This is a genomic window from Psychrobacter sp. SZ93C1, from assembly GCF_015864635.1.
In the GTDB taxonomy this organism is placed as follows: Bacteria; Pseudomonadota; Gammaproteobacteria; order Pseudomonadales; family Moraxellaceae; genus Psychrobacter; species Psychrobacter fozii.
The window spans coordinates 1-14,554 of the sequence record NZ_JADYWY010000001.1 but is presented as its reverse complement, the minus strand read 5'-3'; the positions used below and the strand labels follow the sequence as shown (position 1 = coordinate 14,554).

Annotated in this window: 10 protein-coding genes; 3 read left to right on the top strand and 7 right to left on the bottom strand. The window is 42.1% G+C overall.

Features of this window, described 5'->3' with window-relative positions:
- Genes I6E83_RS00050 through I6E83_RS00040 form a run of 3 tightly spaced genes read right to left on the bottom strand, consistent with a single transcriptional unit; the run spans position 1 to position 3,477 of the window.
- Positions 1 to 903: a Na(+)-translocating NADH-quinone reductase subunit C gene (locus I6E83_RS00050; protein ID WP_110924424.1), complete on the bottom strand. Its 903-nt coding sequence runs from the start codon at positions 901 to 903 to the stop codon at positions 1 to 3.
- Positions 884 to 2,119 (bottom strand): NADH:ubiquinone reductase (Na(+)-transporting) subunit B, encoded by a 1,236-nt coding sequence (locus tag I6E83_RS00045; RefSeq protein WP_110924423.1) that lies wholly within the window; start codon positions 2,117 to 2,119, stop codon positions 884 to 886. The genes I6E83_RS00050 and I6E83_RS00045 overlap by 20 nt, the downstream gene beginning before the upstream one ends.
- 5 nt (positions 2,120 to 2,124) lie before the next feature.
- Positions 2,125 to 3,477, bottom strand: a complete 1,353-nt coding sequence (locus I6E83_RS00040; protein ID WP_110924422.1) for a Na(+)-translocating NADH-quinone reductase subunit A — start codon at positions 3,475 to 3,477, stop codon at positions 2,125 to 2,127.
- Positions 3,478 to 4,527: 1,050 nt separating this feature from the next.
- Between I6E83_RS00040 and hisA the strand changes: the two genes are divergently transcribed.
- From hisA to I6E83_RS00025, 3 genes are all read left to right on the top strand, one after another.
- Positions 4,528 to 5,268, top strand: coding sequence for a 1-(5-phosphoribosyl)-5-[(5-phosphoribosylamino)methylideneamino]imidazole-4-carboxamide isomerase (gene hisA / locus I6E83_RS00035; protein WP_197099428.1), 741 nt, complete (start codon positions 4,528 to 4,530; stop codon positions 5,266 to 5,268).
- Between the two features lie 59 nt (positions 5,269 to 5,327).
- Complete coding sequence (locus I6E83_RS00030) at positions 5,328 to 6,956, top strand: mechanosensitive ion channel family protein (protein WP_197099427.1); 1,629 nt, start codon at positions 5,328 to 5,330, stop codon at positions 6,954 to 6,956.
- Between the two features lie 81 nt (positions 6,957 to 7,037).
- A complete protein-coding gene (locus tag I6E83_RS00025; RefSeq protein ID WP_197099426.1) occupies positions 7,038 to 7,346 on the top strand; it encodes a hypothetical protein in 309 nt (102 codons plus the stop codon).
- A 105-nt stretch (positions 7,347 to 7,451) separates the two neighbouring features.
- On the opposite strand, the gene rnr is transcribed toward I6E83_RS00025, so the two are convergent.
- The 4 genes from rnr to thrS form a co-directional block, all read right to left on the bottom strand.
- Positions 7,452 to 9,716, bottom strand: a complete 2,265-nt coding sequence (gene rnr, locus I6E83_RS00020; protein WP_197099425.1) for a ribonuclease R — start codon at positions 9,714 to 9,716, stop codon at positions 7,452 to 7,454.
- A gap of 141 nt (positions 9,717 to 9,857) precedes the next feature.
- Entirely contained in the window at positions 9,858 to 11,102 is a 1,245-nt protein-coding gene (locus I6E83_RS00015) for a toxic anion resistance protein (protein ID WP_197099424.1), read from the bottom strand.
- A 339-nt stretch (positions 11,103 to 11,441) separates the two neighbouring features.
- The gene (gene infC, locus I6E83_RS00010) at positions 11,442 to 11,945 is read right to left on the bottom strand and encodes a translation initiation factor IF-3 (protein ID WP_010197324.1); all 504 of its coding nucleotides are present in this window, start codon (positions 11,943 to 11,945) and stop codon (positions 11,442 to 11,444) included.
- Between the two features lie 23 nt (positions 11,946 to 11,968).
- Positions 11,969 to 13,903: a threonine--tRNA ligase gene (thrS, locus tag I6E83_RS00005; protein WP_197099423.1), complete on the bottom strand. Its 1,935-nt coding sequence runs from the start codon at positions 13,901 to 13,903 to the stop codon at positions 11,969 to 11,971.
- Between the last annotated feature and the right edge of the window lie 651 nt (positions 13,904 to 14,554).

Sequence of the window (14,554 nt, the reverse complement as noted above, 5' to 3'; positions counted from 1 at the left end):
TTAAGCCTCCTTGCCGTTTGCTACTGGTAGTTTTGCTGCCAGTTCGGTTTTAGGTTGAGCGGTTTTCTTTGATTGATTTGCTTGTGTTTCTGCAGTATCAACTGTCTGACCACCCTCTTTGCGCAGCATATCTAGATAAGGCTTATAACCTTGCTCGCCTAACCAAAACTGAATCATGTTACTGACACCGCGGCTAGTCAATGTCGCACCACTGATACCATCAACCCAGTTGTCTTTTGGATTACCTGCTTTGGTTACACCAGTGGCAACGTCACCATTCTCATCATAAGATTGGATACCAGTCCACTTGGCACGCCACTCTGGCTCTTCGATACGAGCACCCAAACCTGGGGTTTCTTTATGCTCATAGAAGCTGATACCTTTGATAGTATTCATGTCGCTCTCTAGCGTCAAGAAACCATAGATAGTACCCCATAGTCCGTAACCTTGAATAGGCAGTACGACTACTTCAGGTTGACCAGCATCGTCTTTTTTGACATAGACTTTGGCATATTTAGGCTTACGACCGATACCCGCAGGATCATCGTTACCTAGGTCGTCACTCAATGCTTGATTTTTAGTCGCTTGAGTAGCGTCATAAGCATTACGATCAGGGATACCCGCGTCTGCTAGCGTTGCATCATCGACATAATTGCCTTTACTTAAGTCAATAATTTCGACATCAAAGTCTTTGAATCGTTCGGCAACATCATCTTGTGTGTCAGACTCAGCATCGTACATATCGGCCGCGACTAAGATGTTTTTGTTACGGTCTAAGCGTGCATTTTCGAGTTGTGCAGGCTTTAGGCCAACTGCAACTGCTGAGACCAATACTGAACACACCAAGCATAGCGTTAATGCCACACTGATGGTTTTCGCATTATTACTTTTGGGCTTGGACATAGCGAACCCTCCGAGCTGTTTGGCGTTTGATGTTTGCTTGGGTCACAAAATAATCAAACAATGGCGCAAATAAGTTGGCGAATAGAATGGCCAGCATGATGCCTTCTGGGAAAGCTGGGTTAATGACACGAATCAATACCGTCATAAAACCAATCAAGATACCATAAGCCCAGCGACCTTTATTGGTATGTGCAGCTGAAACTGGATCGGTTGCCATAAATACCGCACCGAAGGCAAAACCACCAATGACTAAGTGCCAATAGAACGGCAAGTTCATCATCATGTTGTCTTTAGAGCCAATCATGTTGAAGATAAGCGAGGTAGCCACAAGACCAACCACACAACCTGTCATGATGCGCCATGAGGCAATACGCGTCCATAGTAGAACAGCGGCACCCATCAAGATTGCTAGTGTTGATACTTCACCAATACTGCCTTGCATATTACCGAAGAATGCATCACTCCACGTAATCGCATTGCCATAGACATCGACGAAATCTTGAGGAGAGACACCAAGTGCAGCAAGACCGAGAGGCGTTGCTCCTGAAAAACCATCAACCGCTGTCCATACAGAGTCACCAGACATATAGGCTGGATAAGCAAAGTATAGGAATGCACGACCCGATAGGGCAGGGTTAAGGAAGTTTTTACCTGTACCACCGAATACTTCTTTGGCTACGACCACACCAAAGATAATACCCAAGGCAACTTGCCATAAGGGAATATCTGGTGGTAGACATAGTGCAAATAGTACCGAGGTCACAAAGAAGCCCTCGTTGACTTCATGCCCGCGCACGACGGCAAAGATAATCTCACAGAGAATACCAACGGCAAATGTCACAAGGTAAATAGGTAGGAACTGCATCGCACCGTAGACAAAACTTGCCCAGACACTGTCTGGATTATAGCCTGCCATACTAGTGATAACAGTACGCCAGCCTTCAGGCTGCAAGCCAAGCTGAGCAACCGCCGTTAGCGCTTGATGACCGATATTGTACATACCCCAAAACATCGCTGGGAAAGTACATAACCATACGGTAATCATAATGCGCTTTAGATCAATCCCGTCACGTACGTGTGATGACGCGTATGTGGTTGAGTCTGGTTGACGCAAAAACGTATCAAACATCTCAAAGATGGCATAGTATTTTTCGTGTTTGCCGCCTTTGGTAAAAGATGGCTCCATACGATCGAACATATTGTGTAAAAATTTCATCGTGGTTAGCCCTCCAGTTCGATGCGCGTTAAGTTATCACGCAAGATATCACCGAATTCATATTTGCCAGGAGATACAAAGGTGCATAGTGCCAAATCTTCTTCATCCAACTCAAGTACGCCTAAATCAACCGCGACCAACATGTCTTCGACAATCAATGCGCGTAGCAGTTGGGTTGGTAGATAATCTTGAGGCATAACTTCTTCATAGACACCAATTGGTACCATCGCTCGCGGTGAGCCATTACTCGTGGTGGTGAAGTTGTACTTTTTGCCACCAAAAAACTGAGAGATATAGATAGGCAGCTTTGAGAAACGGTTTTTACCTGGCGTAAAGAAGTGGAACGCTGGGCGCTCATGACCTTCCGTCAGCACACTGATCTGATTATGAAAACGACCAATATAGGCAATATTGCTAAACACTTTGCGACCAGATAATACCGACCCTGAAATGATACGGTTCTCGCCAGCTGCTAGCTGACCTTTGGTCAAGGCAGTAATATCAGCACCGCGCTCAGTCATAACCAAGTGTGGGTTACTGACAGAAGGGCCTGCTAAGCTAATCAAGCGAGGCGTGTATAGACGGCCGGTAGTAAATAGCTTACCAATAGCAATCACATCTTGATAGCCAATTGTCCAGACGCTCACGCCACGCATAATTGGGTGTAAAAAGTGAATGTGCGTACCTGCCAGACCAGCTGGATGCTTACCAGCAAAGCCATGATACTCAGTGACGTTATTCGCAGCAGTTTTTGCGACTGGTGTCAGCTGGGCATTACCATGATGGCAGACAAACATCTTTGGGCTGAGTGTCGACAACACAGCAAGACCATCATTGAACGCTTGTAGCTGCTCATTGATCAGCAACATTGGATCAAACGCTAGGGGACTGGTATCTATAGCAGTGACAAAGATGGCATGAGGACGGGCACCGATTTCTGGCGTACGGCTAAAGGGGCGCGTGCGAAACGCAGTCCATTCGCCAGAGGCAAGTAATTGGGTTTCGACAACTTCAGAGTCTAGGTCAGCCAGTTGCTGGGAGTCATAGCGCTCGAAGTCTACTTCTTCACCGTTTGGGTCGACCGCAATAACGAGGCTCTCAAACACACGACGGTCACCGCGTTTAATCGCGACAACTTTACCAGCAGCAGGGGCAGTGTAGATAACGCCCGCACGTTTTTTATCTTCAAAAACGGGCTGACCTTTTGCTACGATGTCACCTTCTTTGACATTCATCGTGGGCTTCATACCGATATAATCATAGCCAATAAGGGCTACGTGTGTCGGTTGGTGCTCAGATATCTCGCGGGAGGGTTCGCCGGTGATGGGCAAATCCAAACCTTTTTTGATGGTAATCATAAGCGAAAACTTAGTCCATAGTCTAAAACGATACCAGACTTCCTGTTTGGTATATCGGTAGCATGAAGATATGCATCATTCAATAAATCACTCACTCACCGACTCCTATAATAGGATGGTGATAGAGTTTTCTAAAAATAAAGCACGATCATAACTACTATTAAGAGTATTAACGCTGACCTTAGACTCCTTAACAACACGTTAATGTCTTATTCGAATTACCAAAGTGGCGACTGGCTACCAAGGTGTATATTAAAACCATCCAATTAAAAACCATCGCTAAAGCAGTGAGCTAAAAGTGACAGTTCTTAATATAAACAGCTTTATCATACGTTTCATTGAAAATTAAAATTCTTAATACCAGTATTGTAGACCCTACTTATGAGTTCAGTATCCTAGAAAAGATACTTAATTGAATAAGTATGTAGCCAAATAACGATCTATTGAGATAGATGATAAACTGGTAAAAAGACAAACTGGCTAAGCAATTAACAAGCAGCGTTCACTTATCGTATAATATTGCTATAAAGCCAATAATAGCTATTTTAGTGTCGTTGACCAGTGATAAAGACAATATGAAAACGTTAGGAAAGGTATTTAATTAGAGTGTGTAATACTGCAGGGTAATCTGTTTCGATCGACCAGTTGAGATTTCTAATATAACCTTTCTTAGCAAGAAGTCAGCCAATATCATGTAAATGTATTTAGCTCTTACTCGATTCATCCTGACCGCTAATCTTTTTTTAGTCGTGATTGACCTAATAAAAATATAACGTATGGTTACTATCACATAGAAACAAATAAAATTTACCTAGGATTATACGCTAAATTGACCTAAAATTGCCAGTCAGGAATTCAATTTACCTAATGTTTTCAATGGCTGCAATTATAAAAACTTATAGTTATCACTTTTAGTTTTATTGTCATGAATACAGTTTTGAGCAATATTTTTTATCATTATTTAGCGTGTGTTGAGAAATCAATACACCATAATATTCAAAGTTTAGTTTTTCAAATTTATTCAATATTTTGTTTTATAAGGAATGCGATATGTGTGCTGTGCCTGTCATTATCCCGGCGATTGATTTAAAAGATGGTAAATGTGTACGCTTAAAACAAGGCCGTATGGAAGATGATACGGTATTCTCTGATGATCCAGTGGCGATGGCAGCACGCTGGGTAGAGGAAGGTGCACGCCGACTGCATTTGGTCGATTTGAATGGTGCCTTTGATGGTGTTCCTGTTCATAGACAAGTAGTCAATGATATTACCAAAGCTTATCCGAATTTGCCTATTCAACTGGGCGGCGGTGTGCGTAATATGAACACCATTGAACAATATATCACTGCAGGTTTAACTTATATTATTATCGGTACAAAAGCAGTTGAAAACCCTGAGTTTGTCGCAGAAGCTTGCCGCGAATTTCCGGGTCATATCATTGTAGGTATTGATGCAAAAGATGGCATGGTCGCAACCCATGGTTGGGCGAATGTTACTGATACCAAAGCAACTGAGCTTGCCAAGCGTTTTGCTGATGTAGGTGTCTCTTCAATTGTCTATACCGATATTGCCCGTGATGGCATGATGCAAGGCGTCAATGTCGAGCAAACGGTTAACTTGGCTCGTGAAGGCGGTTTACCAGTGATTGCGTCAGGTGGCGTGACCGATATGAAAGATATTGAGCTATTGAAGCCTTATGGTGACTGTATCGAGGGCATCATTACTGGCCGTGCTATTTATGAAGGTACGCTAAGTTTAAGTGAAGCGCAGATTTATCTAGATCGTAAATAAGACACAATGTAGTAGTGAAACTTAGCAATAAAAATCAGTAAAGCTAGCAAAGGATGCTTATGGCAACTCGTTTAGACCTTCCAAGGATACGCAGTTGTCCAAGAGCGTGGTGTCAGATATGGTTGCTATTAAGCCTCCTTTGTTCTCTTCCGGTTTATGCTCTTGTTGAAGAAACCACTGATATAACCAAAGTATCAGAAATAGCGCGTGCAGAAAGCGTTGTATCAAATGATATTGCGGAACCAGAAGCTGACATTGTTGAGCTTCCTACGCAGTCATCTGAACCTGAGCCAACTCCATCGCCGGTAATCGTCAGCGAAAGTACCAATAACGCCCAAATTGAAACCACACCGACCCCGCAAAAGGACAATGACATTCGTCAACGTATCAAAGGTATTTTTTCTGAAATTGATGGTTTGCAAGCTGTCAATGTTAGTGTCGCCCAAGGTGTTGTTACCTTAACGGGAGAGACGCCAAACGAGAAGAAAGCACAGCAGGCCATTAATTTGACCAATCGTTTGACAGATGTGGTCACCGTTTCGGATCAGATTGATCGTACCCTAGATGTACAAGATAACGTTACTACTGTCTATCAAGGTCTCAAGGTACAAGCCAAAAATTTAGTCAAAGCCTTACCACTATTACTGGTCGGTATCATTCTGTTTATATTGGTGAGCTGGTTTGGTAGCTGGCTGTCTAATCGCAAAAGAATGTGGCAACGGTTGACACCCAATCCATTTGTCGCTGAGCTGCTGTCACAAACCGTCAAAGTCATCTTCATTATATTTGGCCTGATCCTAGCGCTCAGCTTAATAGGAGCAGAGACCATCTTAAGCACATTGCTTGGTGGTGCTGGCGTCATTGGTATTGCGGTTGGTTTTGCGGTCAAAGATACGATTGAAAATTATATCGCATCGTTAATGCTCAGTATTCGCCAACCATTTCGTGCACGTGATCATATTGTGATTAATGGGCAAGAGGGTATAGTGGTGCGCTTGACCTCACGCGCAACGATATTGATGACACTAGATGGCAATCAGTTACGGATTCCTAATTCTGAAGTCTTCAAAGGTACTATCCTCAATTACACCAAAAATCCTGAACGTCGATTCACCTTTGAGTTGGGTGTCGATGCTAATGATGATCCATTAGCTGCCATCAAAGTTGGGTTGGACGCAATACATTGTTTAGCGTTCGTTTTGGATGAGCCAAAAGCAATTGCTGTCATTAGTAATGTTGGTGACTCTAATATCGTCTTAGAGTTTCAAGTTTGGGTAGATCAATCAGAGACGGACTTTTCAAAAGCACGCAGTATTGCCATTCGTGAGACCAAGCATGCATTAGAGGATGAGGGTTTCAGCCTACCTGAACCTATTTATCGATTACGTTTTAATCGTGATTTGGAAAAAGCCTTTGAGCATATGCAAAGCAGTCATGTAAACAATACATCTAACGTGACGGTTACACCGACCGTGTCTGAGACTACTACGAATGGTAATAGCAGCATCACTGACAATAAGGATAAAAAACAAGCAAAAGCGCGTGCCAAGCTTATATTACAAGATGACAATGCGGATGAGGTTCTCAGTGCGCGTTCTGATGACAAACTAATGAAAAAGGTTGAGCAAGAGATTGCAGAACGTTCAGATGAGACTGATTTATTAAACAATAATAGCCCGCAAGAGTAATATATAGACCAGTTTAAAAATAGGCACAGAAAATGCAACGAAACGTATATCTAATAATTATTTAAATACGAGACATTTCCTATGCAAATGAAACATCTGATTATATTCGCGCTAGTTGGCATGGTAGCCTTACTTGGTTTTAACCTTATTAATGGTAGTCAACGTGACAAAAATAGAGAAGCGCTCGTCAGTAGCGTAACCTCTGAGCATAGTGATATCAGCGCAGAAATACCTGAGACTCACATCGAAGCAAGCAGCTCTGATGCTATCACTAGCAAGCCATTGGGTGAGCAGCCTAAAGCCATCCTTGATAGTGCCACGACTCAAATAGATCAAGCTCAACAAGCAGAACAGAAAAATTTAGAAGAGATGGACAACACTGCACAGTAGCCAGCCTGCATTAGGCAAGTACAACGCATATCATATAAATAGTGAGACATAAAAAAAGGCCAACGATGACGTTAGCCTTTTTTTATTTCGAGCGTCTAACCAAAACTAGCCTTTCTTATTAGCGCCTTTACTACGACTGCTACTTCTCTTGGCTGGGCTCTTTTTAGCGGGTGCTTTTTTTGTCTGATTCATTTCACTAGATTGCAGTTTGGCTTTTAAATCAAAGTCAATTTGCAATAGATCCATGTTCACGCCAGCAACTTTGACCTTGACCGAATCACCAAGTCCAAACAAAGTGCCTTTGTCTTTACCAATCAGTTGTTGCTGCTGCTCATCATAGACAAAGAAATCATCGCCGACATTTGAGATATGGACCAAACCATCAATATATAAGTCGGTCAATGTCACAAATAGACCGAAGCTAGTAACGGTAGTCACCACACCTTCGAACTCTTCGCCAACATGGTCTTTCATGTAATGACATTTTAGCCAAGACTCTACATAGCGAGAGGCTTTTTCTGCACGGCGTTCTGTATCTGACGTTTGCGTACCAGCACCTTCAAGAGAAAAGTCCATGGCAGGCTGTTGGCTATTGGTCACTTTTGCTTTAATCCCGCGATGCAACATTAAGTCAGGATAGCGACGAATAGGTGAGGTAAAGTGGCTATATTCGTCATACGCTAGACCAAAGTGACCTATATTGTCAGGTGCATAGTTAGCTTGCATCATCGAACGCAATAGCATGCTATGGATACTAATCGCATCGGGTCTGTCTTTAGTCGCTTCAATAATGCGCTGATAATCCGCTTGCGTTGGATTTTCTTCTGGGAACGATAGGCCAAAGTTCTTTGCGTATTCATGAATACGCATTGATTTTTCACCGTCAGGCTTATCATGGTTACGATACAAGACTGGCAGTTCATGCTTTAGCGCAAAGTTCGCTGCACAGGTGTTGGCCAGTAGCATACATTCTTCAATAAGCTTCTGAGAATCACCACGAGTACGTGGCAGAATAGCCTCGATGCCGCCTTTTTCGTTGAACTTGATATACGTTTCAACCGTTTCAAATTCCATCGCATGACGTTCTTCACGTTTTTTCAGTAGTAATTCATACAACTGATATAACGTGTCGACAGATTTTTTAACGTCTTTATTACCTGTTAATGATTCAGGCAAGCGTTTATCAGTCGGATTTACTAGATAATCATTTACTTGATTGTAGGTTAAGCGTGCTTGTGAGTGCATGACCGCAGGATAAAACTCATACCCAGTAACCTTGCCGGCGCGTGATATCTTAATATCAGCAACCATACATAGACGATCAAGATTAGGATTCAATGAACACAGACCGTTAGAGAGTACTTCAGGCAACATCGGAATCACTCGATGCGGAAAGTATACTGAGGTACCACGTTCGTAAGCATCTTGGTCAAGTGCTGAATTTGGTGTTACGTAATAGCTCACGTCAGCAATCGCTACTAAAACGCGATAGTTACCACCAGATCGTTTTTCAGCAAATACGGCATCATCAAAGTCACGTGCGTCTTCACCATCGATCGTGACGAGTGGTAAATGACGTAAGTCTGTGCGACCTTTTATGTCTTTTTCAGTCGGCTCTTGATAGCTATCAGCTTGCTTAAGTGCAGCTTCGTTGAAGTCTGAAGGAATGTCATAATTGAGTAGTGTGGTTTCAATAATCAGTTCACGATCATTGTCATCAGACAGCAGTTCCGTGATTTTACCAGTGGCAAACTCATGCTGGTTTGGCCAATCGATGATATCGACTTTGACAGGAGAGCCTTGTTTGGCATTAAACGCTTGTACGTTGTCTTCAGTGACCGTAATCGGCTGATGGTTGTTTGGACTGCCAAGCTCGACACAGTAGCCGTCATCATCACGAGCCAGTGTACCAATGAAGTTGTTTTGGCGACGTTCAATGACATCGACAATACGCCCTTCGGTACGGCCACGATTGTCTGTTGAAGTACCGACCGCTTCGACAGTGTCGCCATTGAATACCCAACGCATTTGTTTTTCATGCAAAAACAAATCTGGCATATCACTCAAAAGCACAAAACCAAAACCTTTAGGATGCGCAGACACTGTACCAGTGACGACATCTTGCTGAGTCACTGTGCGATAGCGATAAGGACGACCGTCGCGGTTTACTTGTCCATCACGCGCCATTGCTTTTAGGCGATTGCCCAAAGCATCAAACTGGTCAGGATCATCAATATTAAAGGCTTTTGCCAATTGCTGATGAGTGACTTCACCATGCTCAGTAATCGTGCTAAGTATTAGCTCACGACTAGGGATGGGATTGTCATATCTTTTTGCCTCGCTTGAGGCGTTTGGATCATTCCAACTCATAAATTACCGTATCTATTTTTAAAATTATTAATAGGGGCTATCTTAACACGAACAACGTGGCAATATCTTGCGTCAATTGTCTTATGTGTGTTCAGTAGCAAGGAGTCGTTACCTTCAATTGGTAACAACTATTGTGATAAATCAAATATCAACATCGACCTTACTTGATTTATTGGCTATCTTTTTGCTGTCAATTTCTTTCGATACTTCTAGCACAGTTGTTTGATTAGACTTATCGAGGTACTTTTGTGCTTTATCTACTTCAGTAGTCAAGGTGTTGACCGTTTGCTTCATGTTCTCTAACGCTTCGATCTTATAATTGCTAATCATATCCATCGTATCATAGACGTTATTAAAAGCGTTTTGCAGCTTATCAAGCTCGATACTACTGCTAGTGGCTTGCTCATGGATTTCACCTGACTGACGCTTTAGCATCGCCGAGGTTGATTCAATCAAGCTACTGGTGGTTTTATTCAACGCAGTGATTTGATCAAGTACCAGTTTTTGATTGGTCATTGCTTGAGCGACAACGACAGCTGTACGTAATGCTGACACAGTCGTTGTTGTAGCACGATCTACGCCTTTGATTAGCTCTAAATTATTACGACGAATGGTATCAAGCGCCAAATAACCTTGTACATTGACAGCCAATTGGGTCAAGAAATCTGTATTTTTTTGACGCACATAGAACAGCATTTCTTCTTTGATAATGCGAGCTTTTTCAGGGTCAGTTGCTTCTATTGCATAGATTTTGTGTTCCAACTGCTCGTCAATTTTTTTGCCGACATAGACATACTGACGAATAGACTGCATCAGCTCCCACATATTGACTTTTTCTTGCTCAATCATCGCATTGTCTTTTAGCAGCTCGTCTTTACCATTATAAAGACTGGTCACCACTGCATTGATATGTGATTGTGCTGATTCGTACTGGCGAAAGTAGTCTTGCACTTTGTTACCAAAAGGTATGAGGCCGAATAGTTTGCGTGAGCTGGTCAGCTCTTTTTTACTTGGATCTAAATCTTCTACGATACCGCGCAATTCAGTCAATGACTTGGCAATAGGGGAGTTGTCAAACAAGCTGTCATTGAGACTCTTTGCTGGTAAGTCCAACATGCGATTAGAAACCTGTGCGGATTCTCGGATTTCTTTCGTACCTAAATTATGAATAGACTGTACGTTCTGTCGAAACTCGTCGCTGTGCACAGAGTTAGTAATAACGTGGTCCACAAAAGCATCGACTTTGGCATCGAGCTCTGGAATCTGGCTTTCATCCAACTTGACCATCTGATCTGCTTCACTTTTCTGTATTTCTTTCACAGGTTCAGGCGGCGTCAAAGAAATACTTGGAGTTGTTGCGTTTTCTGGTGGAGTCAATTCTTGCATGAAGTTTCCTATAATATCTGAAATGGACAGTATTTTTGGTCAATAGCTACAAAAGACGGTAATCGTAAAACACGTTAACAGTAAATGGATGTTTTTATACACTCGATTGTACTTAATTCAAATGATATAAATGTGGTACAGCAGACCTTTAGATTAACTGGTAATGAAAAGGTTGAGAAGATAGATTTTGTAAAGTAGCGTCGACTTATTATATTAAAAAATGGCTATTTACAGGCCTAAATATTAAAAAACCATCAATATCCCGCAGCATATTGATGGTTAAGATTACAAGTATCTACATCGACTAACAGCCACAACTAAAATGATCTGAAAAACAGATTATTTTTTCTTAGTTGGCCCAAGCAGCATACCCATTTGACGACCTTCCATCTTAGGGTACTGCTCGACGTTTGAGATATCAGCGGTATCTTCAATAATACGATCAAGTTGTTTGCGACCGATATCTTGGTGCGCCATTTCACGTCCGCGGAAACGGATGCTAATTTTAACTTTGTCTTGATCTTCCAAGAAGCTAACGATTTTTCTCAGTTTAACCTGATAATCGGCTTCTTCGGTACTTGGACGTAGCTTCATCTCTTTGAGCTGAGTCTGTTTTTGGTTTTTCTTAGCTTCTTTTGCCTTTTGCTTTTGATCATAGAGGAAATGCTTATAATCCATGATTTTGCATACTGGCGGTTTAGCTTCAGGAACTAATTCAACCAAATCTAGACTGTCTTCACGTGCCGCTTTCATCGCGGTGTCGATATCGACCACGCCCATTTGTTCGCCGTCTTCTTTAACCAGACGGACTTCTTTGGCACTGATATCTTCGTTGATGTTCAAACGGTTCGACTGTTTAATAGGTATTACTCCTCATCTGTTTTTGGGGTCTGTCGGCCTTTCTCAGCGACAGCGGTCTGTACTAATGTAATAAATTCTGAAACACTCATCACGCCAAGGTTTTCACCTTCACGCGTACGGACGTTGACACTGCCCGATTCGACTTCTTTATCCCCTAATACTAGCATATAGGGAATACGTTCTAATGTTTTCTCTCGTATCTTAAATCCAATCTTTTCGTTACGCAAGTCACTAATAGCTCGCAAACCTGCATTTTTTAGTTCACTGACGACGTTTTCACAAGCTTCGCCTTGTTTATCGGTGATATTCATAACAACTACCTGCTGTGGTGCTAGCCATACTGGCATCCAACCCGCATAGTTTTCAATCAATATACCGATGAAACGCTCAAATGAACCTAATATAGCACGGTGCAACATAACAGGTACTTCGCGCTCATTTTGCTCATTGACGAATTCAGCATCTAAACGCTCAGGCATGTTTGGATCAACCTGAATGGTACCGCACTGCCATACACGTCCTAATGAGTCTTTTAGACTGAATTCAATCTTCGGACCATAGAATGCACCTTCACCTGGTAAATAATCCCAGTCAAGGCCTGAGCTATCAAGTGCATCTGACAGTGCTTTTTCTGCAAAATCCCATGACTCATCACTACCAACCCTTTTTTCAGGACGAGTTGAGAGCTTCATAATAATGCTATCGAAACCAAAATCTTCATAGACGGCAAGCGTTAGCTTAATGAAGTCAGCCACTTCTTGTTGAATTTGCGCTTGAGTACAGAAGATATGCGCGTCATCTTGGGTAAAGCCACGAACACGCATCAAACCATGTAATGAACCTGATGGCTCGTTACGATGACAAGAACCAAATTCTGCCATACGCAAAGGTAGGTCACGGTAAGACTTTAGGCCTTGGTTAAACACTTGCACATGGCAAGGGCAGTTCATAGGTTTTACGGCATAATCACGGTTTTCACTAGAGGTCGTAAACATATTGGTGGCATAGTTACCCCAATGTCCAGAACGCTCCCACAAACTACGATCAACGATTTGTGGGGTTTTGATTTCTTCATAGCCATTATCATGTTGCACTTTACGCATATATTGCTCAAGCACTTGATAAATTGTCCAACCATTTGCATGCCAGAACACCATACCAGGTGCTTGCTCTTGCATATGAAACAGATTTAACGCTTTACCAATTTTGCGATGGTCACGTTTTTCTGCTTCTTCAATACGTTGAATATAGGCTTTTAGCTGTTTCTTATCCGCCCACGCAGTACCATAAATACGTTGTAGCTGCTCGTTTTTCGCATCACCGCGCCAATAGGCACCAGACATTTTAGTCAGTTTAAATACTTTTAGGAATCGTGTGTTTGGCACGTGTGGGCCACGGCACATATCCACATATTCTTGATGATGATACAGACCAAAGGCTTCTTCACCTGGCATATCATTGATTAACTTAAGCTTATAATCTTCGTTACGTGACTCAAATATCTCAATGGCTTCTGCACGTGGTGTCATCTTTTTAACGACGTCATAATCTTGCTTGATCAGCTGCATCATGCGCTTTTCAATAGCTTCCATATGCTCAGGGGTAAAAGGCGTCTCACTATAGATGTCATAATAAAAGCCGTCTTCGATTACTGGACCGATAACCATCTTCACATCAGGGTACAGTTGCTTGACCGCGTGACCTAACAAATGCGCACATGAGTGGCGAATGATATCGATACCGTCGTCGTCTTTTGGCGTCACGATTTCGACTTTAGCATCAGCAATGATAGGATCATGCGCATCTACCAACTGCCCATCTACACGTCCAGCAACTGTTGCTTTCGCCAGTCCTGTGCCTATACTTTGCGCCACTTCCATGACCGTAGTATTGCCTTCGAAGTTTTTTACGCTACCATCGGGTAAAGTAATCGCTACCATAATCTATTCACCTTTTTGGGTCCGTTGGCAGTGATGATTGCAACCATCAATCATATAACCGTGAGACCACGTCAATTATATCTAACTACTATGATATGTTGTAAGAGATAAGCACAACTTAATAGCACTGTCTTTTACCTTATATAGCATGATGATTAAGCGCCACTTAACAGGCTATAATCAACATTATATGAGGTAAAACGAACTACCTTCTCATAAGATGAATAAGGATGGCTATTAAGCAATGTCATAAAATCAACTATTATAGCAAAAACCGCCTATTAACACTAGATAGTAAGGGGTCAGGTCTGCTTCTATATATAGGTGCACTTTGTACCAATATCAATACTGATGAATATAGGTAGCGTTAAATACCGTATCAATGGCTCTAATGAGTCCGTAGTGAGAGGTTAGATAGTGGAGATGAGCCTTCTAGTCAACAAAAAACAGCCGTAAAAAGACTTTTTTAGAATATCGTTTAAGTATCTTAATTCCTAACCCATTGAAAATCATCAGTTATTAAAAAGGCTATCAAACTAATCAAAAAACCTTTAGCAAAGCAGTTGACACAGCTCTTAAACTCTATATAATACGCCCCTCAACAGGGGAAACTGGCAGTAATTAGGAGATAATTACTTAATTAAAACCCAG

What these genes read in the sequence shown, in the direction of transcription:
- I6E83_RS00030 (WP_197099427.1), top strand. Translation starts at nt 5,328, where the DNA reads ATGGCAACTCGTTTAGACCTTCCAAGGATACGCAGTTGTCCAAGAGCG.
- rnr (WP_197099425.1), bottom strand. Translation starts at nt 9,716, where the DNA reads ATGAGTTGGAATGATCCAAACGCCTCAAGCGAGGCAAAAAGATATGAC.
- hisA (WP_197099428.1), top strand. Translation starts at nt 4,528, where the DNA reads ATGTGTGCTGTGCCTGTCATTATCCCGGCGATTGATTTAAAAGATGGT.
- I6E83_RS00050 (WP_110924424.1), bottom strand. Translation starts at nt 903, where the DNA reads ATGTCCAAGCCCAAAAGTAATAATGCGAAAACCATCAGTGTGGCATTA.
- I6E83_RS00045 (WP_110924423.1), bottom strand. Translation starts at nt 2,119, where the DNA reads ATGAAATTTTTACACAATATGTTCGATCGTATGGAGCCATCTTTTACC.
- I6E83_RS00015 (WP_197099424.1), bottom strand. Translation starts at nt 11,102, where the DNA reads ATGCAAGAATTGACTCCACCAGAAAACGCAACAACTCCAAGTATTTCT.
- thrS (WP_197099423.1), bottom strand. Translation starts at nt 13,903, where the DNA reads ATGGTAGCGATTACTTTACCCGATGGTAGCGTAAAAAACTTCGAAGGC.
- I6E83_RS00040 (WP_110924422.1), bottom strand. Translation starts at nt 3,477, where the DNA reads ATGATTACCATCAAAAAAGGTTTGGATTTGCCCATCACCGGCGAACCC.
- I6E83_RS00025 (WP_197099426.1), top strand. Translation starts at nt 7,038, where the DNA reads ATGCAAATGAAACATCTGATTATATTCGCGCTAGTTGGCATGGTAGCC.